Annotated in this window: 27 protein-coding genes; 12 read left to right on the forward strand and 15 right to left on the reverse strand. The window is 51.2% G+C overall.

Annotation, left to right across the window (positions count from 1 at the left end):
* Nucleotides 1-25 precede the first annotated feature (25 nt).
* On the reverse strand, nt 26-1486 hold the full coding sequence (gene guaB, locus INP78_RS04950) for an IMP dehydrogenase (RefSeq protein WP_194741027.1): 1461 nt from the start codon (nt 1484-1486) through the stop codon (nt 26-28).
* 141 nt (nt 1487-1627) lie between these two features.
* On the opposite strand from guaB, the gene INP78_RS04955 reads away from it, so the two are divergent.
* Nucleotides 1628-2101: a DUF4124 domain-containing protein gene (locus INP78_RS04955; RefSeq protein ID WP_194741028.1), complete on the forward strand. Its 474-nt coding sequence runs from the start codon at nt 1628-1630 to the stop codon at nt 2099-2101.
* A gap of 20 nt (nt 2102-2121) precedes the next feature.
* On the opposite strand, the gene INP78_RS04960 is transcribed toward INP78_RS04955, so the two are convergent.
* Together INP78_RS04960 and INP78_RS04965 are read right to left on the reverse strand one after the other, a co-directional pair.
* Entirely contained in the window at nt 2122-2439 is a 318-nt protein-coding gene (locus tag INP78_RS04960; protein WP_194741029.1) for an RnfH family protein, read from the reverse strand.
* Between the two features lie 5 nt (nt 2440-2444).
* Complete coding sequence (locus INP78_RS04965) at nt 2445-2879, reverse strand: type II toxin-antitoxin system RatA family toxin (protein ID WP_194741030.1); 435 nt, start codon at nt 2877-2879, stop codon at nt 2445-2447.
* Nucleotides 2880-2971: 92 nt separating this feature from the next.
* Between INP78_RS04965 and smpB the strand changes: the two genes are divergently transcribed.
* The 3 genes from smpB (at nt 2972) to INP78_RS04980 (ending at nt 4265) form a co-directional block, all read left to right on the forward strand.
* Nucleotides 2972-3427 (forward strand): SsrA-binding protein SmpB, encoded by a 456-nt coding sequence (gene smpB, locus INP78_RS04970; RefSeq protein ID WP_194741031.1) that lies wholly within the window; start codon nt 2972-2974, stop codon nt 3425-3427.
* A gap of 152 nt (nt 3428-3579) precedes the next feature.
* Nucleotides 3580-3873 carry a hypothetical protein gene (locus INP78_RS04975; protein ID WP_228522646.1) on the forward strand — a complete coding sequence of 98 codons (294 nt, stop codon included), beginning with the start codon at nt 3580-3582 and terminating at the stop codon, nt 3871-3873.
* Nucleotides 3874-4064: 191 nt separating this feature from the next.
* Complete coding sequence (locus tag INP78_RS04980) at nt 4065-4265, forward strand: hypothetical protein (protein ID WP_194741032.1); 201 nt, start codon at nt 4065-4067, stop codon at nt 4263-4265.
* 52 nt (nt 4266-4317) lie between these two features.
* Here INP78_RS04980 and INP78_RS04985 read toward each other — a convergent pair whose 3' ends face one another.
* Nucleotides 4318-5187 carry an NAD(P)H-hydrate dehydratase gene (locus tag INP78_RS04985; protein ID WP_194741033.1) on the reverse strand — a complete coding sequence of 290 codons (870 nt, stop codon included), beginning with the start codon at nt 5185-5187 and terminating at the stop codon, nt 4318-4320.
* A 132-nt stretch (nt 5188-5319) separates the two neighbouring features.
* Between INP78_RS04985 and INP78_RS04990 the strand changes: the two genes are divergently transcribed.
* The 4 genes from INP78_RS04990 to ftsB all read left to right on the forward strand — a co-directional run bounded on the left by INP78_RS04990 (nt 5320) and on the right by ftsB (nt 9627).
* Nucleotides 5320-6954 (forward strand): CTP synthase, encoded by a 1635-nt coding sequence (locus INP78_RS04990; protein ID WP_194741034.1) that lies wholly within the window; start codon nt 5320-5322, stop codon nt 6952-6954.
* Between the two features lie 9 nt (nt 6955-6963).
* Nucleotides 6964-7803: a 3-deoxy-8-phosphooctulonate synthase gene (gene kdsA, locus INP78_RS04995; RefSeq protein ID WP_024929922.1), complete on the forward strand. Its 840-nt coding sequence runs from the start codon at nt 6964-6966 to the stop codon at nt 7801-7803.
* A 171-nt stretch (nt 7804-7974) separates the two neighbouring features.
* Nucleotides 7975-9261, forward strand: coding sequence for a phosphopyruvate hydratase (gene eno, locus INP78_RS05000; RefSeq protein ID WP_194741035.1), 1287 nt, complete (start codon nt 7975-7977; stop codon nt 9259-9261).
* A 33-nt stretch (nt 9262-9294) separates the two neighbouring features.
* Nucleotides 9295-9627: a cell division protein FtsB gene (gene ftsB, locus INP78_RS05005; RefSeq protein ID WP_194741036.1), complete on the forward strand. Its 333-nt coding sequence runs from the start codon at nt 9295-9297 to the stop codon at nt 9625-9627.
* 40 nt (nt 9628-9667) lie between these two features.
* On the opposite strand, the gene INP78_RS05010 is transcribed toward ftsB, so the two are convergent.
* Together INP78_RS05010 and INP78_RS05015 are read right to left on the reverse strand one after the other, a co-directional pair.
* Nucleotides 9668-10303 (reverse strand): PEP-CTERM sorting domain-containing protein, encoded by a 636-nt coding sequence (locus INP78_RS05010; RefSeq protein WP_194741037.1) that lies wholly within the window; start codon nt 10301-10303, stop codon nt 9668-9670.
* A gap of 99 nt (nt 10304-10402) precedes the next feature.
* The gene (locus tag INP78_RS05015) at nt 10403-11413 is read right to left on the reverse strand and encodes a folate-binding protein YgfZ (protein ID WP_194741038.1); all 1011 of its coding nucleotides are present in this window, start codon (nt 11411-11413) and stop codon (nt 10403-10405) included.
* A gap of 27 nt (nt 11414-11440) precedes the next feature.
* On the opposite strand from INP78_RS05015, the gene INP78_RS05020 reads away from it, so the two are divergent.
* Entirely contained in the window at nt 11441-11968 is a 528-nt protein-coding gene (locus INP78_RS05020; protein ID WP_228522647.1) for a hypothetical protein, read from the forward strand.
* Nucleotides 11969-11976: 8 nt separating this feature from the next.
* Here INP78_RS05020 and INP78_RS05025 read toward each other — a convergent pair whose 3' ends face one another.
* From INP78_RS05025 to INP78_RS05055, 7 genes are all read right to left on the reverse strand, one after another.
* Complete coding sequence (locus INP78_RS05025) at nt 11977-13011, reverse strand: VWA domain-containing protein (protein WP_228522648.1); 1035 nt, start codon at nt 13009-13011, stop codon at nt 11977-11979.
* A gap of 65 nt (nt 13012-13076) precedes the next feature.
* Nucleotides 13077-14111, reverse strand: a complete 1035-nt coding sequence (locus INP78_RS05030; RefSeq protein ID WP_194741040.1) for a VWA domain-containing protein — start codon at nt 14109-14111, stop codon at nt 13077-13079.
* 41 nt (nt 14112-14152) lie between these two features.
* Nucleotides 14153-14692 (reverse strand): hypothetical protein, encoded by a 540-nt coding sequence (locus INP78_RS05035; RefSeq protein ID WP_194741041.1) that lies wholly within the window; start codon nt 14690-14692, stop codon nt 14153-14155.
* Nucleotides 14677-15663, reverse strand: coding sequence for a VWA domain-containing protein (locus INP78_RS05040; protein ID WP_194741042.1), 987 nt, complete (start codon nt 15661-15663; stop codon nt 14677-14679). Before INP78_RS05040 ends, INP78_RS05035 begins: the two co-directional genes overlap by 16 nt.
* Before the next feature lie 4 nt (nt 15664-15667).
* Nucleotides 15668-16669: a hypothetical protein gene (locus tag INP78_RS05045; protein ID WP_194741043.1), complete on the reverse strand. Its 1002-nt coding sequence runs from the start codon at nt 16667-16669 to the stop codon at nt 15668-15670.
* Nucleotides 16670-16681: 12 nt separating this feature from the next.
* Nucleotides 16682-17539, reverse strand: coding sequence for a DUF58 domain-containing protein (locus INP78_RS05050; protein ID WP_194741044.1), 858 nt, complete (start codon nt 17537-17539; stop codon nt 16682-16684).
* A gap of 26 nt (nt 17540-17565) precedes the next feature.
* The gene (locus INP78_RS05055; RefSeq protein WP_194741045.1) at nt 17566-18582 is read right to left on the reverse strand and encodes a MoxR family ATPase; all 1017 of its coding nucleotides are present in this window, start codon (nt 18580-18582) and stop codon (nt 17566-17568) included.
* 263 nt (nt 18583-18845) lie between these two features.
* Here INP78_RS05055 and fabA point away from each other — a divergent pair, with 263 nt between their 5' ends.
* Together fabA and fabB are read left to right on the forward strand one after the other, a co-directional pair.
* Nucleotides 18846-19361, forward strand: a complete 516-nt coding sequence (fabA, locus tag INP78_RS05060) for a 3-hydroxyacyl-[acyl-carrier-protein] dehydratase FabA (protein WP_024929930.1) — start codon at nt 18846-18848, stop codon at nt 19359-19361.
* Between the two features lie 36 nt (nt 19362-19397).
* Nucleotides 19398-20624, forward strand: coding sequence for a beta-ketoacyl-ACP synthase I (fabB, locus tag INP78_RS05065; RefSeq protein ID WP_194741046.1), 1227 nt, complete (start codon nt 19398-19400; stop codon nt 20622-20624).
* Between the two features lie 68 nt (nt 20625-20692).
* On the opposite strand, the gene INP78_RS05070 is transcribed toward fabB, so the two are convergent.
* The gene (locus INP78_RS05070; RefSeq protein WP_194741047.1) at nt 20693-21190 is read right to left on the reverse strand and encodes a type II secretion system protein; all 498 of its coding nucleotides are present in this window, start codon (nt 21188-21190) and stop codon (nt 20693-20695) included.
* 79 nt (nt 21191-21269) lie between these two features.
* Between INP78_RS05070 and INP78_RS05075 the strand changes: the two genes are divergently transcribed.
* Nucleotides 21270-21815: a DUF1439 domain-containing protein gene (locus INP78_RS05075; RefSeq protein WP_228522649.1), complete on the forward strand. Its 546-nt coding sequence runs from the start codon at nt 21270-21272 to the stop codon at nt 21813-21815.
* Between the two features lie 7 nt (nt 21816-21822).
* Here the strand turns inward: INP78_RS05075 and INP78_RS05080 are convergent, their stop codons facing one another.
* Nucleotides 21823-22215: an Mth938-like domain-containing protein gene (locus INP78_RS05080; protein WP_194741048.1), complete on the reverse strand. Its 393-nt coding sequence runs from the start codon at nt 22213-22215 to the stop codon at nt 21823-21825.
* Between the last annotated feature and the right edge of the window lie 129 nt (nt 22216-22344).

Raw genomic sequence — 22344 nt, forward strand, 5'->3', positions numbered from 1 at the left:
TTGGTTTAATAATGGTCAGTAAAACTTAATCTACGCGATAGTTAGGGGCTTCTTTAGTAATCTGTACATCATGTACGTGCGATTCGCGCATACCGGCACTGGTGATTTGTACAAACTCGGCTTTATTGCGCATATCTTCAATGGTTGCACAACCGACGTAGCCCATGGAAGCACGCAAGCCACCCATTAACTGGTGGACCACAGCCAGCACGCTGCCTTTGTAAGGTACGCGGCCTTCAATGCCTTCTGGCACCAGTTTGTCAGCATTGGCGGTGTTGTCCTGGAAGTAGCGGTCAGACGAACCTTTTTGCATGGCGCCGATAGAGCCCATGCCACGGTAAGACTTGTAAGAACGGCCCTGGAACAGCTCAACTTCACCTGGGGCTTCTTCAGTACCGGCAAACATACCGCCCAGCATCACGCTGTAGGCACCAGCGGCAATGGCTTTAGAAATATCACCTGAGAAACGGATACCGCCATCTGCAATAAATGGCACGCCGGATTTTTCCAGTGCTTTGGCCACATTGCTGATCGCTGTAATTTGCGGCACACCAACGCCAGCGACGATACGAGTCGTGCAGATAGAGCCTGGGCCAATGCCGACTTTTACGCAGTCAGCGCCGTGGTCTACCAACGCCAGGGCAGCCTCAGCAGTGGCAATGTTGCCGCCAATCACTTGCAGTTTTGGATATTTGGTTTTAGCCCATTGTACGCGGTCCAGCACGCCTTGTGAGTGACCGTGTGCAGTGTCGACCACAATCGCGTCTACGCCTGCTTCAACCAGGGCGTCAATACGCTCATCAGTGCCTTCGCCCACGCCCACCGCAGCAGCCACGCGCAAACGGCCTTTTTCATCTTTACAGGCTAAGGGGTGATCGTGCGATTTTTGAATGTCTTTTACCGTGATCAGGCCTTTGAGTTCGTAGTTTTGGCCGACGACCAGCAGGCGCTCCAGGCGGTGCTTGTGCAGCAGGCCCATGATTTCTTCGCGGCTGGCGCCTTCGCGCACAGTGACCAGGCGATCCTGCGGGGTCATCACATTGCTGACGGCTTGATCGAGGTTGGTTTCAAAGCGCAGGTCACGGTTAGTGACGATGCCAACGACTTTGCCATCTTGCAATACGGGCAGGCCGGAGATTTTTTGTTGTTTGGTGATGTCCATCACTTCACGCACGCTCATGGCGGGGTGGATGGTGACCGGGTCAATGACGACGCCAGATTCGAAACGCTTGACGCGGGAGACGCGGGAAGCCTGCATCTCAACCGTCATGTTCTTGTGAATAATGCCCATGCCGCCCAATTGCGCCAGCGCAATCGCCATGCGTGCTTCAGTGACGGTGTCCATCGCAGCAGATAACAGGGGGATATTTAAAGTGATGCTTTTGGTCAACTTGGTACTGAGGTTGACCTCGCGAGGCATGACATTCGAATGGGCTGGAACGAGTAAAACGTCATCAAAGGTCAGGGCTTGTTGCAACAAACGCATGTGAATTCCTTATCTCCAAAATATAATTATACCGATTTCACTTTGCCTTGACAAAGCGTTTTGCATTTTTTGCTACGACGCTGATGGTGTTTGGCATGGTTTGTGCATGGATGTTTTTGAATTAAGAGCAGAGTGTGGGCGATGAAGATTATTTTGAAACTGATTTTGGCGGGATGCTTGTTGTGGTCTATGCAGGCAAGCGCCGAAATTTATAAGTGGCGCGATGAAAAAGGCGTCATGAATTATTCGGATGTGCCGCCGCAGTCCGGCGCTAATGGCACACAAAAAATCAAGGCAGCCACTGTGCCTAATGATGTGCCGCTCACGCGCTCAGACGCCTACCAGCGAGAGGAAGCCGCGTCTTCGAATAATAAACCTGCAGAGAATCGTGAGCCTGCGCCCTCCGCAGAGGCAGAGGCCTTGAAGGCCATGCAGGAGCGTTTAAAAGCGCAGAACTGTGCTGCCGCAAGATCCAATTACCGTAACTATGCTGTTGGCGGCCGTATGCAGAATGTGAATGAAAATGGCCAAAAAGAGTATCTGACGGATGATCAAATCAGGGAAGGTCAGGCCCGGGCGCAGCAGGAGATTGACGAAAATTGTCCACCTGAGTAACCAAAATCGTTCACCTTTATTCAAGGCTGACGTTTTTGCTTCCCATTTTTGGCAGCGGCGCGTTGTCTGCGCGCTTCTTTAGGATTGGCCAGCAGTGGCCGGTAAATTTCTACCCGGTCCATGGCTTTTAAAACCGTCCCGGCTTCTACTTTTTTGCCAAAAATACCCAGTGCCAGGTGATCCAGCGAAATGTCAGGATATTGTTGTGCAATGCCTGATTGGATCACGGCCTCTAGTGCGGTGGTGCCTGCGTTAACGGTCAATGTAAGGATACTTTGCGACTGTGGTAAGGCGTAGGCCACTTCGACAATGATGCTCTCAGTTGGTGTGTTTGGCATCAGGGCTATTTCAAATGTAGCTTGTCCGCCTGTTTGACAAAGCTATCCACAAACGTATTGGCAATATGGCTAAACACCGGTGCAATAATGCGTTCGATCAGGCTGTTGGCAAATACGTATTCCAGTTTGAACTCAATTTTGCAGGCATCTTCGCGCAGGGGGATAAAGTGCCAATGCCCGGCCAGTTGCTTGAACGGACCGTCGACCAGGGTAATGTCCATGCGGTGCGGAAACTGTTTATGGTTGCGCGTCGTGAAGTGTTGCTGAATCCCGTGATAGTTAATATGTATCGTCGCTTGCGTCGCTACTTCTGTGCGCTCGGTAAGCTCGCTGCCGCCACACCAGGGCAGGAATTGTGGATAGTCTTCCACGGCATCTACCAGTTGAAACATGGCTGCACAGGAGTGCATGACTAAAACGGTTTTTTCTACTTGCGCCATTGGGTTAAGCCATTTGATTGGTGGTTCCAGAATGAAATGGGGTTTTGAGTTAAAATGCTATTTTAAGTGATTTAAGTCTGCACACCAGCGTTATGAGCATCGCGCAAAACAAAAAAGCGTTTTTTGATTACTTTATCGAAGAAAAGTACGAGGCCGGCCTGGTACTTGAAGGCTGGGAAGTCAAAGCCATACGCGATAACCGCACCAACCTTAAAGAGGCTTATGTGGTGGTGATGCGTGGCGAGTTATACCTGATCGGTTGCCATATTACGCCACTGGGCGCTGCCTCTACACATATTCGTCCAGATGCCATCCGTACACGCAAGTTGCTGTTGCATCGTGAAGAAATCGACAAACTGATTGGCAAGGTGGAACGCGCGGGTTACACCATTGTGCCGCTGGATATGCACTTTACACGTGGCCGCATCAAAATCCAGATTGGCCTGGCTAAAGGTAAAAAGCAACACGACAAACGAGATACTGAAAAAGAACGTGACTGGAAGCGTGAGCAAAATCAATTGTTAAAAAACAAGCAACGTAGCCGCTAACACCAGGCTTCAATGCTGACTTTTCCTACGCATCCTCTTGGATGCGTTTTTGTTTTTTTGGCCCTCAGTTTAGTTATCCTGCGGTACGGTTGTTTTCGTAAATTATAAATATGTATAGTTTATGTTAATATTTGTTTGTTGGCGAGATGGTCTTGCTGGAGAATATTGGCTTGAGAGGCGCACTTGCTCAACGTTTTTTGATTTTTTTAAAAAAAAGGAACTTTGATATGCGTGAGTTAACACTTTCTGAAGTAGACGCAATTTCTGGCGGCTATTCGATTATTCCTGAATTTCCGACGTCTTTGGGCTTGGTTGGCGGTATTGCAACTATCTTAACGGCCACAGGTTTTATTATTGGCGTGGCAGGTGTCAATCTCGCTTTGGGTTTAAATGAAGCCCTGGGGATTGCAACACCGCGTGCGACATATCCAATTTTAGATATCTGATTAAAACCGCAGACACACAGCGCGACAGAGCTCTTTTTTTAAATCAATATTGTTAATATTTATTAATAAATGTTGTTTTTATGTCATTAAATTGTGTTAACCTAAATTGGTTGGCGTTGACTTGAGTGGAGGAGATTCACTGCTAAGCAGCCCGACTAATTTGATTAACAATCTAAAAAAAGGAAAAAATAATGCGTGAATTAACAATGACTGAAGTGGAAGTGGTTTCTGGTGGCTTTTCCATTATTCCTGAGTTCCCAACATCATTGGGTCTGTTGGGTGGTGTGGCCACAATTTTGACTGGCGCTGGTTACATCATTGCCGTGGCAGGGACTAACCTGGCACTGGGCTTGAATGAAGCATTGGGTATTGCAACACCACGCCCGTTCTAATTTAAGCTTTAAAAAGCAGGGCGCCATTGCAGACGATGCGATGGCGCTTTTTTTATGGCTGTTTATGTGGCGATTGCGCACAAATCTGCTGGCACTGGCGGATAGCTGCAGGGAGCAAGCCTGGCAAGTCTTCTGCAATTAAACCAGACCCAAACAGTGTCGCGGCCTCGGCATGTAACCAGGCTGCCGCTGCGCAGGCTTCAAAGGCTGGCATGCCTTGCGCCAATAGGCCGGTGATGATGCCTGCCAGTACATCACCGCTACCAGCAGTGGCCAGGGTGGGCGGGGCGTTATTGTTGACGACTTGTCGGCCATCGGCTGCGGCGATCACGGTTTGTGCGCCTTTAAGCAGTACCACAGCTCCGGTTTGGCTGGCGGCAGCCTGTGTTTGCCTGATACGCAGGCTGAGTTCATGAGCAGGCGTGATGCCAAACAGCCGCGAAAACTCACCATCATGCGGAGTGAGTACGCATGGTGCTGCGATGGATTGTGTCAGTCTGTCTGCGCGGCTTGCAAAGCTGGTCAGTGCATCCGCATCCATCACGACGGGCTTGCCGGTGCGTAACATCTGCAAGGTTGTTTCGGCCGTCTCTTCAGTGACGCCTGCGCCCGGCCCGATCAGATAAGCGCTGACTTTGTTGTCGTTTATCAGTGTTGCGTGCTGCGCTGGGGTGGCGTAGGGCTTGGCCATGATGCTTAATAGCTGGCTGGCATAAATAGGGAAAGCAATCTCTGGCACGGCAATCGCTGTCAGGCCTGCGCCTATGCGTGCCGCGGCCAGTGCAGCCAGTCTGGCCGCGCCGGTAATCGGGTAGCCACCTTGAATCAGGGCGTGTCCACGGCGGTATTTATGGCTAGTGGCATCCGGCTGCGGCAGCAAGTGTTGCCATAAGTCAGGGTGGTTGGTGATTTCGGTTTGCATGCGCTGGATTGTAAGCCTGTATGCAGAAAATGACGAGCCAGCCATGGATTTTATCGCTCGCCTTCATTGTCGGCGCAGGGGCTTTACGGTAAAATGTTCTCCCGTCTGTAACAATCTCTAAGTACCTTATCCATGACCAAATATGTATTCGTAACCGGCGGTGTTGTTTCTTCTCTTGGAAAAGGTATCGCAGCCGCCAGTCTTGGCGCGATTCTCGAGTCCCGTGGCATTAAAGTCACCATGTTGAAACTCGATCCGTATATTAACGTCGACCCTGGCACCATGTCACCGTTCCAGCACGGTGAAGTGTTTGTGACCGATGATGGCGCCGAAACCGACCTCGATCTTGGCCATTACGAGCGCTTTATCAGCAGCAAAATGTCCAAGCGCAATAACTTCACCACCGGCCAGATTTACGAGACCGTGATTAAAAAAGAGCGTCGCGGTGAGTACCTGGGTAAAACCGTACAGGTGATTCCGCACATTACCGATGAAATCAAGGCGCACGTTAAACGCGGTGCTGAAGGCGCGGATGTGGCGATTGTGGAAGTCGGAGGCACGGTAGGCGATATTGAGTCTTTACCGTTTTTGGAAGCCATCCGTCAGATGGGCTTTGAAGAAGGCCGTAACAATGCCTGTTATGTGCATTTGACCCTGTTGCCATGGATTCCAACCGCAGGCGAATTGAAAACCAAACCGACGCAGCACTCAGTAAAAGAGCTGCGTGAAATTGGTATTCAGCCAGATATTTTGCTGTGTCGTGCCGAGCGAGAAATCCCTGAAGATGAAAAGCGCAAAATTGCCTTGTTCACCAATGTGCCTTTTGAGGCCGTGATTAGCGCAATTGATAGCGACTCTATTTACAAGATTCCAGGCTTGCTGCATGAGCAGATGATGGACGAAATCGTCTGCCATAAATTGAATATTCTGGCTAAAGCGGCCGATTTGTCTGCCTGGCAAAAAATCACCCACGCGCAGGCCAACCCAAAAGAAATCGTCGATATTGCCTTTGTCGGTAAATACGTAGACCTGACTGAGTCTTATAAGTCGCTGACTGAAGCCTTGATTCATGCCGGTATCCATACTGAATCCAAAGTCAAAATTCACTATATCGACAGTGAAGATATAGAAAAAAATGGCACCATTGGCCTGAACGGCATGGATGCAATTTTGATTCCAGGTGGTTTTGGCGTACGTGGCACTGAGGGCAAGATTGCCGCCATTCGCTATGCACGCGAAAGCAAAGTACCTTACCTGGGCATTTGCCTGGGCATGCAACTGGCAGTGATTGAATATGCACGCAATGTGGCTGGACTCAAGGATGCCAACAGTACCGAGTTCAACCCGAAAGCTGAGCACAAACTGATTGGCCTGATCGATGAATGGCAAGACGCTTCCGGCAAGATCGAGAAGCGCGATGAGCACTCCGATCTCGGCGGCACCATGCGTTTGGGTGCGCAGAGCTGTCCTATTGTGCCAAACACCTTGGCAGCCAGCATTTATGGCAATGAAGTGAATGAGCGACACCGTCACCGTTATGAGGTCAACAACCATTACGTGGACCAATTGAAAGCGGCCGGATTGGTGATTTCTGCGCGTACACCACGCGAAGAGTTGTGCGAAATGATTGAGTTGCCGCAAACAGAACATCCATGGTTTGTGGCTTGCCAGTTCCACCCGGAATTCACTTCTAACCCACGTAGTGGCCATCCGTTGTTTAAGGCTTACGTGCAAGCGGCATTGGCGCAAAAAGCGTCCAAAAAGTAAGGGATTTTCATGAAATTATGTGGTTTTGACGTTGGCCTGGAGCATCCGCTGTTTTTGATCGCGGGTCCTTGTGTCATCGAATCCAAACAAATGGCGATTGATACGGCTGGCCAGTTAAAAGAAATGGCTGCGCGTATTGGCGTACCGTTTATTTACAAGTCTTCTTATGACAAAGCCAACCGTAGCTCGACCAAAACTTTCCGTGGTTTTGGCATGGACGAAGGTTTGAGAATTCTGGACGAGGTGCGTGCGCAAATCGGCGTGCCTATCCTGACTGACGTCCATACTGAAGAGCAGGTGCCGCACGTGGCAGCGGTGGTGGATGTATTGCAAACGCCAGCCTTCTTGTGCCGCCAGACTGATTTTATTGTCGCCTGTGCCCAGTCCGGCAAACCGGTCAATATCAAAAAAGGTCAGTTTTTGGCGCCGGGCGATATGAAACAAGTGGTCAATAAGGCCAAAGAGGCTAACGGCGGCATCGACAACATTATGGTGTGCGAGCGCGGGGCTTCTTTCGGCTATAACACCCTGGTGTCTGATATGCGTGGCCTGGCGATTATGCGTGAAACCCATTGCCCGGTGGTATTTGATGCCACCCACTCCGTGCAGCAACCTGGTGGGCAGGGCGACAAAAGCGGTGGTCAGCGTGAGTTCGTGCCAGTGTTGGCGCGTGCAGCGGTTGCCAGCGGCATTGCCGGTGTGTTTATGGAAACGCATCCAGACCCAAGTAAAGCCTTGTCAGACGGCCCGAATGCCTGGCCATTAGGCAAAATGGAAGATTTGCTGCATCTGCTGGTCGACCTCGACAAACTGGTGAAAAAAGCCGGTTTCGCAGAACAAACGCTTTAACACTTAAAAAAACAAAAAACTTTTAACCGCCGATAAACGCAGATGCACGCAGATAAACTCTTGTTTGAGATCCGCTGCAAGAGTCAGGGCGCGCAAGCACAGGATCGGCGTTTATCTGCGTTTATCGGCGGTGAATAAGTTTTTAAATCTTGACTCTTTGAGGAAATAAATATGAGCGCTATTGTAGATATTATCGCCCGCGAAATTATGGATTCACGCGGTAACCCGACCGTTGAAGTCGATGTATTGCTGGAAAGTGGTGTGATTGGCCGTGCTGCAGTGCCTTCAGGTGCGTCAACCGGTGCCAAAGAAGCCGTAGAACTGCGTGATGGCGACAAGAGCCGTTACCTGGGTAAAGGTGTGTTGAATGCGATTGAAAACGTCAACACAGAAATCACCGAAGCGATTATCGGCCTGGATGCTGAAGAGCAAAGCTTTATCGACAAAACGCTGATTGAGTTGGATGGTACTGACAATAAAGACCGCCTGGGTGCTAATGCGATTTTGGGCGTCTCTATGGCCTGTGCCCGTGCAGCGGCTGAAGAAAGCGGTTTGCCCTTGTATCGCTACCTGGGTGGTTCTGCTTTCATGCAATTGCCAACGCCGATGATGAACATCATCAACGGTGGTGCGCACGCTGATAACTCCGTAGATATCCAAGAGTTCATGATTGTGCCAGCCGGTTTGCCAACCTTCCGTGAAGCTTTGCGTGCCGGTGCTGAGGTATTCCATGCCTTGAAGAAAACCTTGCATGCCAAAGGCCTGGCAACGACTGTGGGTGACGAAGGTGGTTTCGCGCCTAACCTGCCATCTAACGAATCTGCCTTGCAATTGATCATGGAATCGATTGAAGCTGCAGGTTACGAGCCAGGTAAAGACATTTACCTGGGCCTGGATTGCGCCAGTACCGAGTTCTTCAAAGATGGTAAATATCACCTGGAATCAGAAGGCGCTGCACTGACTTCTGCCGAGTTCTGTGACTACCTGGCTACTTTGGCAGGCAAATATCCTATCATCACCATTGAAGATGGTATGGACGAATTTGATTGGGCCGGTTGGGATCTGCTGACACAACGCCTGGGCAAATCGACACAGCTGGTGGGTGATGACTTGTTCGTGACCAACCCGAAAATCCTGCGTGAAGGTATCCAGAAGGGCGTGGCTAACTCTGTGTTGATCAAAGTCAACCAGATCGGTACCTTGACTGAGACGTTCCAGACCATCGAGATGGCTAAGCGTGCCAACTACACGGCTGTAGTTTCACACCGTTCCGGTGAAACTGAAGATACGACCATTGCTGATATCTCCGTGGCCACCAATGCATTGCAGATCAAAACCGGTTCCCTGTGCCGCTCCGAGCGCGTGGCCAAGTACAACCAGTTGCTGCGTATCGAAGAAGAGTTGGGCGACGCAACCAGCTACGCTGGCTTGTCCGCGTTCTATCAGTTGTTTAAATAACCGCAACCTCATTCAGGTCACTGATAGGTCAACGTGCGTAAACTGACGGTCGTATTAGTGGTCCTGATTGCCCTGCTGCAATATCCGTTGTGGCTGGGCAAGGGCAGCTGGTTGCGCGTCTGGCAGTATTCGCAGCAGATCGAAGCGCATGAGAAGCGTAATGAGTATTACCGTCAGCGTAATGATACTTTGCGTGAAGAAGTGCGCGACCTGAAGCAAGGCCAATCAGCGATTGAAGAACGCGCACGTAGCGAGCTGGGGCTGGTCAAGCAGGATGAAGTGTTTTTTCAGGTGATTTCAGGTCAGTTTAGTAAAGACAAAACGCAGGTGCCGGATAAGTCTTCATCAGATGAACATTCCCAATAAAAAACAGGCACCTAAGTGCCTGTTTTTTATTGGGAGGTGACTATTTTGAAGATAAACGGGTGCGATACAATCTCAAGCCTGTCAATCCAAGCATGCCCAAGGCGAGTAAGGAGAAAGTGTCAGGTTCAGGCACTGTAGAAATTACATAAAAAGCAAGGTCATATCCGTCGTCTGAGCCGTTATTATTGGTATTTTGAATGGTCAGCGAGTAAATATTCTCAAATAACGCCAAACCACCAGCTGGGTTGTTAAGAGTCAGTTGGGTACCATTTAATGATAATCCGCTATAATCTGTTGGAACAAGGCCAAAATTAATTGTATCCGTCGTATTATCATTACTTAGTGCAACCAGCAAAGCTTGCACTGGTTGTGCAAAAGTGATTGTATAACTCATCGAGGGATGAAGGTTATCTGTGAGAACTGGCAGTGCAGCGAACTGAAAAGTGCCTTCAGTATTCGTTCTGCCTGACCACAAACTGGTTGGACTAATACTCCAAGAGACTCCTCCACTTGTGCCAGACGCTGTGGCATCATCAGCAACACCTGCTATATTTGATCCTGTAGCATAACTGCTGATATCAAAAGCGAAATTATTGAGATTGATCTCTGCAATAGTCAAGGCGTGTGCTGGGCCAACAGTCCCCAGAAGAATAGCTAAACCAAACAGATGTTTCATCGCATGCCCCCTTTAATAGATAACTCAAGATAACATTGCAGAGGCAGGTAGTCAAATCCCGCTTGTTTGCTGAGAGCAGCGCTGTAAATAAAACTTGCGTTATTCTTTATCGGGATTGATGTACGGCAACGGGTGCCATTGCAGGACGGCTTGCTGCCAGCTGACTGGTCCAGCCTCTTTCGACTCGAGGCGGCATTCGGCCAATACCCACCAGGTATTGCCTGCTGCTGGTGCGACACGTACCAGTTGCCCGGCTTCCTGTTGCTGCGCATCCAGTAATACATCACCAGGCTGTGGCGCGTGTTCACTCGTGAGTTGTGCCAGCAGTGTGCGGCGTTTAACCTTGCCCAGGTAGTGCGTGCGTGCCACGATTTCCTGGCCGGTATAGCAGCCTTTTTTAAAGTTGATGCCATTCAAGGCATCCAGGTTGACCATTTGCGGTACAAACTGCTCTTTGGTGGCGGCATAGACTTGCGGAATGCCTGCCTGGATTTCCAATGCCTCCCACTGTGAGGTGCTGTTTGGCGTGAATGTAGCCGACAATGCTTGCCAGCTGGCTTGTGCTTGCTCGCTGGCGGCGACTAACAGCGCGCGCTGCTGTGCGCCTGTATCTGCCAGGCGTATCAGGGTGCCGTGAGGCGTCTGTGCTTGTTGGTATGGCGTGGCAGGTAAGGCTTCCATGGTTGTTGCAAGTGTGTCGCTAGCCAGGCCTAAAGCCACGAGTCGCTCACTGGCGTCTTCTACCAGCACTTTGCTGCGCAGCACGTACATACGCAAGCGTTTGACCAGGTCTGGGATCAGGGCGCGCGGGCATTGCAGGTAAATGACCTCGGCTATGGTGAAGCTAAAAAACAACGCTAGTAAACGACCTTTAGGCGTGCAGTAGCCGTTGAATTGCGCACCTTGTGCGAGGAGTTTAATATCGTTAGTCACTTGCCCTTGCAAAAACGTCTGGCTGTCTGCACCACTGATGGCAATCAGGCCATTGCTGGAGAGGTCAAACAATTGCGCACTGGCGGTGGTGGCTGGAAATGCAGCTTCGCCTGAGGCATTGAATTGTGCGCCTTGCGAGCTTAAAAAAGATTGCCAGGAGTTTGCTGGGCTGGACATAAAAAGGGGTTCCTTCCGGGGCGGTGCATGCCTGCATGTGCCACCCGCTCTATTGCGATGAAAAAAGCTATTTTATCAACTGAAATCGGTCTGCGCCTTCGACCCTCTAAATTTTTATGGGGATGGTGGTGGCTGTTTTCAATACTGGTGGTGTTCAGCCTAGTGTATAGCTTGCCGTGGCGATGGGCGGCGCTCGCCGTGCTGGGCTATCTGCTGGCGTGCGTTTGGCAATGGACGCAGTTACCCGCCACCCGCTGGCCATGGAGTGCACAGTCAATCAGGGTGGATGTGTTTGGGCAGATGACGTTGACCGACAAGCGCGGCCAGACCTGGGCTTTGACTGTCTTGCCGGATACGGTGGTCCATCCAGCCTGCGTCGTGATTCATATGGCTGATCTGCTGCAGCAACAAGAAGGTGGGGTGCCTGATGTACAGCGTCCGTCACTTTTGACCCGTTGGCTAAGCCCTAAACGTTTGCTGATATTGCCTGATCAGGTGGATGGCGGTGCTTTAAAGGCCTTGCGCGTCTGGTTGAAATGGGGAAGATGCGGGTAGCCTGGCTGTTATTGAAAGTGGTTATCGTGTGCGACCGATTCACTGCGGGCAAATAACCGTGCATTCACCCCTTTGCGGTATAGCCGTAACGTATGTTTTAGATGGCGTATAGACTCACGGCCGATATAAGTAGCGAGAATGCAAACGCCAGCCAGGCTGGCAAGTAGCCAGTCTATGGAGAACGGGACGATTTCATGGCGGGGCGAGGCATGGTTTTGTATGGCTTCTAATACTTGTCGAGGGTGGTCACCATCCAGGTATTCTGCGCCGATTTCCTGCGCCAGTTTTTGCAAATAGGGCGCGGCACGCCTGGAGATAAATCTGTCATAGTCAGAAATAGCGACGCTGTCATCGCGGCCACTGCTTTTACTCGCGGTGACTTGCGCAATATTAGGCTGCACAGCGAAGCTTTCATTCGACCAGTAGCCTATCATCTGGTTATCTTCTGTGAGTTTGGGGATGCCTGTGCCTTTGTCTGAGCCTATGCCGACAAAAAACCAGCCGTCGCCGCCCTGAAAGTCACGCAGGTTGCGGGTATTAAAGGCATGCAGCAAGGGGGCTTCGTCGCCATCGGTGAAATACACTGCTTTAGTGGCTTCTGGCATCTGGCGCAGTAACTTTGCCGTGATCATGACGCTTTCGCGTAACTGGCTGTTGCCGGTCCAGGCCATACGCCAGTCGAGATGGTCTATGGTTTCGTGAATGGCCGAAAAGTGCTGGCAGACTTGCAGGGGGGTATAGAGGGCGGCGACTGCATCCCCGGCAAAGATGCCTATACTCACACGCGTGTGGCAGGGCAGTTGGGCCACAATCTCATGCATCATGCGCTTGGTGTAAGCCAGGCGGCTTGCTGGTCGCTGGTTGAGTGTCATGTCGACCGCGTTCATGCTTTGCGTGATGTCGGCGATGAGAAAATAGGTGTGTATATTGCGTTTGACCGGAATGCTGGGGCGCATGACTGCGCCCAGCAGGCAGATCAGTGCCAGTATGAGCAAGCTGGTATCACGATGTTTAAGCCAACGCTTACGCCAATGATGTGTCATGGTTATTCTCATGATGTGCCTGCATCACTGGCCTAGGATGACAGAGGAAATTCAGGCGTTAATGATTATTGAAAATGGTTGTCGTGGGCGACGGCCTCGCTGCGTACGAATAATCTGGATCTGATCTCGTGACGGTATATATTCAGGTTGTGTCTGATCTGCCGCAGAGGCTGGCGGCTGGCATAGGTGCCCAGAATGCATAGCCCGGCCAAGGTGGCCAATATCCAGTCCAGTGGCAGCGGGGCAATGTCACGGCGGGCAGGTTTTTGTGCCTTCATGGCTTTGAGAACCGTGTAGCTGCTATCGCCTTTAATATATTTGGCGCCGATTTCCTGCGCCACGCTTTCCATATACTCTGCTGCCAGTTTGGAAATAAAGCGGTCACTCTCACCGAGGGCTACGTTATCGTCGCGTACGCCCAGGGTACTTTCTGAGATTTGCGCAATGCCAGGTTGCATGGCAAAGCTTTCGTTTGACCAGTAGCCAATGACCTGATTATCTTCACTCAGTTTAGGGATAGCGACGCCTTCATCTGACCCGATGCCTACTAATATCCAGTCGTTGCCGCCCTGAAATTCCTCCAGGTTTTTGGTATTGAACGCATGCAGTTTTGGCGCTTCTTCGCCGTCAGTAAAGTAGACAACCTGCGCTGGTTCTGGCATGGCGCGCACCACTTTGGCCGTGACAAACAGGCTCTCGCGCAAGCGGCTGTTGCCTGACCAGGCCATACGCCAGTCCAAGTGCGCAATGGTGTCCTGTATTGCAGCAAAGTTTTTGCAGACCTCAATCGGCGCATACATGGCGGCCACGGCGTTACCCGCATATAAACCTACGCTGACTTTGGTATCGCACGGCAGCGAGGCGACGACTTCATGCATCATGTTTTGCATGTATTCCATGCGGGTGACTTTTTTGCCGCGCAAGGTCATATCCGGCGCATTCATGCTCTGTGAGATATCTGCAATCAAAAAGTAGGTGTAGATATTATGTTTGAACGGGATGCTGGGGCGTAAGGTAGCGCCCAGCAGCAACAATAGCGCCAGCGCCAGCAGGGCAGAGTCGCGGTGTTTGATAAATCGTCTAAGCCAGATATTATTCATAAAGACACAAGGTTTAAGTGGGCAGGCTGGTCGGCATACGGTTATGGCAAGCCGTTAGGGATATTACCCATGATCAGGCCAGGATTATCAGACTCACCCACGCCTGGTGTTGGTTTTTCTGGCAGCAGGCTCATCACGCGGTCGTAGTTGCGGCGTGTGCCCCAATGGCTGTTGTCGGCCTTGAGCGCGCTTTTGTAGGAGCTCATGGCCTGTGTCAGCAGGTACTCCACCTCGTCACGGGTGCTGTTGTCATTGCCACCGGTGACTTGTATGGCCTTGAGAAAAAACATATTGCCTATGTTGTGCAGGATGGCCGCGCGTTGCATGGGCGTGGTGCCGTCGATCAGTTTGGCAAATAACAAGGTGGCCTCTTTGTAGCGCTCGTTTTTGGCCAGCCAGTAAGCAACAGCATATTTCGCCTCAAAGCTTTGCTGATCTGTTTGCGGCGTTTTGGCGGTGGCAATCGCCTGATTAAAAGCATCTGCCTGTTGAATCCGCTGCCAGGTGTAAGCCATGGTGGCACTGGCGGCGACGGCCACCACAATCAGGCCGATGACCAGTTTATTTACGCTGAGCGCCATGTGTTGATCTCCAGATATTTAACCGCCAGCAAGATGGCAATCATGACAATTGCCATCCAGTAACACACATTGGTGTAATCATGGCCGGGGATTTTTTCCATATATTGAATCGGTTTTTTTTCTTTGCTGTTGATATCTGCAATGGCGGCTTCCAGCGACTTGGGGTCTGAGGCTTCATAGGCGTTAAATGGGGTACGCAAGGTCTGGAAGTATTGATACAGCAAGACCTCGGTAGGCATATGGCCGTCATAACCGCTTTCGGTGTATTTCGGGTCAAAAATAGTGATGCCGCCTGGCTGGCGCAATACAATCCAGTACAAACCGATGTTGTAACGCTGCAACCAGTCACGCAGTTTTTGTTGCACCATATCACTCACCCGGCCAGCACCATCCGAAATCAGAATAATGGCGCGTGAGCCAGAGTCTGGCACATTTTTAAACAGTTCTACCGCACTGGTGAGACCGCCGCCAATATTGGTCTGAAACAGCGAGTTGCCCGCTGTCGCCTGCACGGCCGAGAGCACGGCCTCTTTATTTTCGGTCAAAGGCAGTACGTACATGGCCGAATTACTAAAGGTAATCACCCCCATCATGTCATTGCGACGGCTTTGAATAAAATTGGTGATAATCCGCGCGGCGGCAACCGACTTGGTTTCGCCAATATGGCCAACCTTGTCGCCGACAAACTGGTCATCCATGCTGGCGCTGCGGTCCAGCACCAGGCCGATTTGCGCACCAACGCCGGTGCGCTGCACTTGCTGTTCTAATGTGTGCGGGCCAGCCAGGCCAAGGATGACAAACAGAATGCTGATGGCCGCCAGTGCTTTGAGCAAAAAGCCTATCAGGCTTGAGAGTGGATCAGGCGGCAACAGGCCTATCCAGGAGTAATGCTTGCTGTGCGAGCGCTCCAGTAGCAATGGCAACAAAGCCAGTGGTAATGCCCACAATATCCAGGGATGATTAAAGGCCATGATGCTATTTCACCCCTGATTTGGAGGCTCGTTCCAGGTCTGGCGTCAGGCCGCGCTCGCAGTCGCGCATGTGGCGACAAAATGTACGCAACCATTGTTTGGCAGGCATACCCAACGCCAGCGGGGTTTTAGCATCGAAGAACACCTGGCGGGACAACTGAAAAAAACGCTCAATCTCGGGTTGGGCGGCCAGATAAGCTGGTTTCTCCTGCACAAACTGCGCCACGCTGTTGGCAAACACGCTGTGTCCGGCCACTTGCTGTATTGCGTTGTGAACGAGATGAATGGCCTGTTGCAATCCTGCTTCGTTGTCTGGCAGTTTGCCCAGCTTGCGATACGCTTTGGCAAACGCACCACCCATGCGTGGTAACCAGGTGCGGGCGCCGAGGATATACAATAAACCGAGCAGGCTCAGTGACAGGAAACCAGCCGCCACTTTAAACACTTGTTGTTCGTTGCGGGTGTCGAGTTTAAAAGGCGGAATCAACGGGCTCATTTCATTTTTCAGGTTGACTTCACCATAGACGGATAAAGGGGAGGTCCTGAAGTTAAATGAAGGAATACGCAGTTCACACACTTCTGTCTTGCCCAGATGACGCAGTTTGACGACTTCCCCGCGCAAGATAGCCGGTTTGGCTACCCGTCCTGATTTAAAAACCTGATATACCAGGTGGATGGTGTGCACGCTGCGGTCAGAAAAACTTTCTTCTGCCACCTGGATGTCTGCCAGTTCAATACCGGAGACCTGACCACGGTAACGATGCTCATAACCCACAATGGGTAAGGACTCCTGAATCAGCTCGTAGGGTTTTTTCACCGTCAGGATAATTGTGCGTTCCAATTTGTCGCCGACCACATAGCCGGCGTCGCGCGTGGGGTTGATCTCCTGCACTGACACATATTTGCTGTCTACGCTGGGCAAGGTCACATCAGCCATAGCGGGCAGCGTCGTCGCTGACAGTGCGGCCATCAGCAGGCAGGTAAATAAAAGTTTAGGCGCTTTCATCAATCGCTTTCCTCAAACAGTCACATATTGGTGGAAGTAGTCGGTCAGCAGGTCTGCATCAAACCGGTCTTCCACAAAAAATGGCTGCATATCAAATTTCATAAATAGATCTTCAATAGCCTGGCGGCGTGCAGCAAAGGTATCCAGGATCTGCTGACGATAAGCGGCACGTAAAAACAGTGTGCGGCGCTCACCAGTTTCCGGGTCATTAATGCTGGTGATGCCAAACTCAGGCAGATCTTTATATTCGCTGCTGTTCCATAACACCACGGGCACAATATGGTGGCGTAACATCAGCAATAAGGCTTCTTCCAGCTGTGCCAGCGGCATATGAAAGTCAGACACCAAGAAAATCAGCGCGCGTTCGCGTGGCAGCAGTCTGGCACTGTCGATTAACGCCCCGGCGCCGACTTCACCTGGCAAGTGATTTTCCAGGCGGTCTGCCAGCTCCAGCATGCTGTGGGGGCGGGCAGACAAGGTAGATAACCATTCGTCACGCAATTCGTCATCAAATCCCACAAATGCGACCGGGTCGCCATTGTGGGTCGCTGACTGTGCCACAGAACGGGTAATTTCTGCAGCGGTGGTCAGTTTGGTGTGCGGCACGCCATATTGCATGGAGCCGGACAAGTCGTTCAGGACAAACACAGGCGTCGCACTTTTCTGATTAAAAATGCGCACATACACCTGTTCCATAGGGTCGCGTATGGTTTGGCGAATATCAATGCGGCGCGGATCAGGGTAGGAAAGCAAAGTGGTGTGGCCACGAAACTCCATGCCCATGCCGCGCTGGTTGCTTTTGTGGCGACCAGGCCGGCGCGAACGCGAACGCCAACTGATGTGATAGCTGAATTGCTTGATATAGTCCATGCTGGTGCAGTCAGTTCACGCGGGCATTAAGGCGCAGCAACAGCGTTGACAATGCCAGACAGCATTTCACGCGCAATTTCAGTGCGGCGCATCTCATATACCGGGCTGAATACCAGGCGGTGAGCAATGGTCTCGTGCAACACTGCATGAATATCTTCAGGAACCACTGCATCGCGTTCATGTAACCAGGCGTTGACACGGGCAGCGCGCAGCAGCATCCCCATGCCGCGCGGGCTGGCGCCTGACAGCACCAGGCGCTTCATGTCAACGTTAGACACCTTGACACCGTAAGCGGTGGGGTCTTTGGTCGCCAGCCACAGGTTGAGAGCATATTGGCGCAGGGCAGGGCTGGCGGAAATGTTTTCCTGAATCACTTTAGCGAAGCTGTTGAGCTGGTCAAACTTGAGCACATCCGCTTCTACGTTGGTGATCAACTGATCCACATCATGAAAGCGGGTATCAAAAATCAATGACTCCATAATGTCATGCGCTGGCGGCACGACAATCGGGATTTCCATCATGAAACGGTCTCGCGCGGCTGACGGAATATCAAAGGTTTCTTCTTTTTCCACCTGGTTGCGGTCAGCAAATACCAGCATGTGCGGGAAGTAGTGTTCTTTATTAAACGCTGTCAAGGTGCGTTCCGCCATCACGCGCAACATCAGCGAGTGCACCTGTGGGCGGGCACGGTTGATTTCGTTAAAGAAGAAAATGGACAGGTCCTGGCCGGACATCAGCAATGGGCCCGGGCTCACATGTGGTTTACCATCTTCACCCAGATAGGTGTGATACACCAGGTCGTTTGGCATCAGGTCGATGGTGCCTTCAATCCGCTGATAACCACCACCAATGCCGCGCGTAAACGCGCGTAGCAAGGTGGTTTTACCCACGCCGACATCCCCTTCCAGCAAAACGTGGCCGCGGGCAAACACGGCAATTGTAATCAGGCGCACCGGGTTTTCCTGACCTACGACGACTTTGTTGACTTCTGACTCAAGTTTTAACGCCTGTGCTCGCCAATCGGCTAGTTGATGATCATGCATGCCTGATTCCTGACCTAATGTATTATTGAGAGTATAAATGTAACTGAATTGTAACCCGGTAATGAGCTGTTTTTCGCAGATTATCGCTTAAAGCTTGATGCGGAAATGGTTTTCAATATGTAAAATTCCGTAACAATTACATGAATGTTACCTATGTTTTTCAAAAAAGTATACAGGTCTGTATAGGTTTCGAATGACAAAAAGCTTTCACTAAACGCGATTTCCGGCGAAAATATTGTTTTATACTAAAAATCTAAAAATACATGACTAGAAAAAGTAGTTTCAGCAAAGAGGATTTGTTGGCTTGCGGCCGCGGCGAAATGTTCGGCGAAGGTAACGCACAATTGCCATTACCACCGATGCTGATGTTTGACCGTATCGTCAAGATTTCTGACGAGGGTGGAAAATACGGCCAGGGTGAAATTATTGCAGAGCTCGATATTCGTCCTGACTTGTGGTTTTTTGAATGCCATTTTACCGGTGACCCGGTGATGCCAGGCTGTTTGGGCCTGGATGCCATGTGGCAACTGGTGGGCTTCTTCCTGGGCTGGAAAGGTGGCCCTGGCCGCGGCCGTGCCCTGGGTTCTGGTGAAGTGAAGTTTACCGGCCAGGTCTTGCCATCAGCCAAGCTGGTACGCTATCACATTGATTTGAAACGTGTGATTATGCGCAAGCTGGTGATGGGGATTGCCGATGCACGTATGGAAGTGGATGGCCGCGAGATTTATAATGCCAGTGATTTGCGTGTCGGGTTGTTTACCAGCACGGACAATTTCTAGTCGTCTTTACAGTTTTTGAAGTGAATGGGAGGCGCAATGCGTCGCGTAGTGATTACAGGATTTGGTATCGTATCAAGTCTTGGTAATAACAAACAGGAAGTGCTGGACAGCCTGAAAGCAGGCCGTTCCGGTATTACTTATCAACCTGAATATGCCGAGCGCGGCTTGCGTTCGCATGTGGCAGGCTCGATCAAAAATCTGGATGTTGAAGCCTTGATTGATCGCAAGCTGTTGCGTTTTATGGCCAAGGGCCATGCTTACGCCTGGCTGGCGATGCAGGAAGCCATTGCTGATGCAAACTTGCCAGAAGAGTTGGTCTCCAATGTGCGTACCGGCCTGATTGTCGGTGCAGGTGGTACGTCCACTGAAAGCATGCTGGAAGGGACTAACACCCTGGCTGAAAAAGGCATTCGTCGTGTGGGCCCTTATATGGTGACCAAAACCATGAGCAGCGGCATTGCTGCTTGCTTGGCGACCGGTGCCAAAATCAAGGGTGTGAATTACGGCATCAGTTCTGCCTGTTCTACCAGCGCACACTGTATCGGCGCGGGTGTTGAGCAGATTCAGCTCGGCAAGCAGGATATTGTGTTTGCTGGTGGCGGTGAAGAAGAGCACTGGACCATGAGTTATCTGTTTGATGCCATGGGTGCCTTGTCGAGCAAATATAACGAAACACCAGAAAAAGCGTCGCGTACTTATGATGCGGACCGTGATGGTTTCGTGATTTCCGGTGGCGGCGGTATTGTGGTGCTGGAAGAGTACGAGCATGCCAAGGCACGTGGCGCACAGATTTATGCCGAGGTGATTGGCTACGGCGCAACGTCAGATGGTTATGACATGGTGGCGCCAAGTGGTGAAGGCGCAGTGCGCTGTATGCAGCAGGCATTGCAGGGTATCAATCCGGAAGACATCGACTACATCAATACGCATGGCACCAGCACGCCGGTGGGCGATACCAAAGAGCTGGAAGCGATTCGTACCGTGTTTGGTGACAATAGCAAGACAGCCATTGCCTCGACCAAGTCATTGTCTGGCCACGCGTTGGGTGCTGCGGGTGTGAATGAGGCGATTTACACGTTGCTGATGATGCAGCACGGCTTTATTGCCGCCTCTGCCAATATTGAAACGCTGGACCCTGCAGCTGAAGGCCTGAATATTGTGCGTAGCCCGATTGCTTCAGCGCGCATTCAAACGGCGTTGTCTAACAGTTTTGGTTTTGGCGGCACCAATGCCACACTGACTTTATCGACCAAAAATCTGTAACGTCTTTGCAAGTCATGAACAGGCAGCGTGTTGTTAAAACACGCTGCCTTTCTTTTTTGTGGGGATGATTAGCAGCCAGAGCTGTCGATGGTAACGTTCAGGCCAGATGCATTGGCTGAGCCGGTGGTGATGGTGTATTCCAGTTTGCAGTGATTGCTGTCCCTGGCGCCCTGCAACGTGTAGGTGGCATGATTGGTATCAGACAACGCTGCTTGCACCGAAAATTTCCCGGCATCCACTAGCTGAGACAAGGTCCCAGCCCCATCAGCATTGCCCAACCAGCCGACCGGGTAGCCGTGACTAAAGTAAATCGTATTGCCTTCTATCGCGGCTGATGGCGTATTCTGATTGCCGTCGCATTGCGGGTCTGACATGCACACGCCCTTGGCCATGGTGGCGACGGCCAGCACATTGGCTTTGAATGATTGCAAAGCGGCCAGCCTAGCCTGTGTATCAATCTGCGCGATGCGTGCATAGGCAGTCACCGCCAGCGCTGATAGAATCAGCATGACGACGATCATTTCTATCAGAGTAAAACCAGATGAGGTGCGGGAAATTTTTTTCATTGCGCACGATCTTATCGTATGCAGTCTGCGTGATTGTCAATTTTTGTCGAATGTTGCAAGTGTTAAATAAGGCTTACAAATGCGTCTTTTAAAAAGCTTCTGCGCGGTAGTTTTGCTAGGGTTGTTGCTGACTCACTGTGTGAGTATGGGCGATCGTACGGTGAAAATGAACACCGCGCAGTTACAGCAAAAACTCAATCACAAACTGGCAAAACCACTCACCGTGATGAAGGTGTTTCATGTCCAGCTTTCCAATGCGCTGGTTTCGATGGATCCTGCCTCAGGCCGCATTCATACCCTGATGGATGCCAGCGTACAAAGTGATTTGTTATCCAACGCGGCCACTGGCAAGCTGGGCTTATCTGGTTTGGTTAAGTTTGACCCGGCGCGCAATGCGGTGGTGCTTGACCAGCCTGCCGTGGACTCTTTCAAACTGGATGGCGCCAATAGCGAATGGAATGCTCTGGTGCAGCAGGTGGCGCAAAGCCTGAGTGGCAAGTGGCTAAACCAGCTGGTGTTATATGAAGTGAAGCCTGAGGATTTGAGCTACGCGGGGCGCCATTACCAGCCCACCGATTTGCAAGTGACGGCTGAGGGCTTGCAAGTCACGCTCAAGCCGCAATAGTCGCGGTTTATACGGATTCGGTCAGGTGAGGTTCCAGTAGCAGGGCGGCAACGACCTTGCGGCCTTCGGCGGTCAGGATATTAAAAGTACGGCAGGCCGCGGCCGTGGTCATGCACTCCACGGCGATGTTGGCTGCCAGGAAAGCCTGCGTATGCCTTGGGTGAATAAAGCGCTGCTTATCGCCCGTGCCTAGTAATACCACTTCCGGACTGAAGTCGAGAATGGCCGCCAATCGTTGCCCATCTAGCGTTGCCCATGGCCCCTGAAACCAGTCTGTGCTTAATGCCTGTTCGCTCACAATGACCGGCTGCGCATAACGCTGGCGATTAATGATCACCGCGTCGCTATCGACACCATTAATTTGATATTGCTGCTCGCTGGTATGTAAGTGTAGTTTCATCGCTTGGAATCGTGGCTGGTCTGCAAATTGCTCATGATGAAAATTCCGTTTAAATCTACTGATTCAGAGCCCGGCAAAGGACTAAGGTTCATTGATGTAGCAAGGGTTTGCAGGTAGAATGAAAGTTTT

The organism is Methylophilus sp. 14 (assembly GCF_015354345.1).
Classification (GTDB): Bacteria; Pseudomonadota; Gammaproteobacteria; order Burkholderiales; family Methylophilaceae; genus Methylophilus.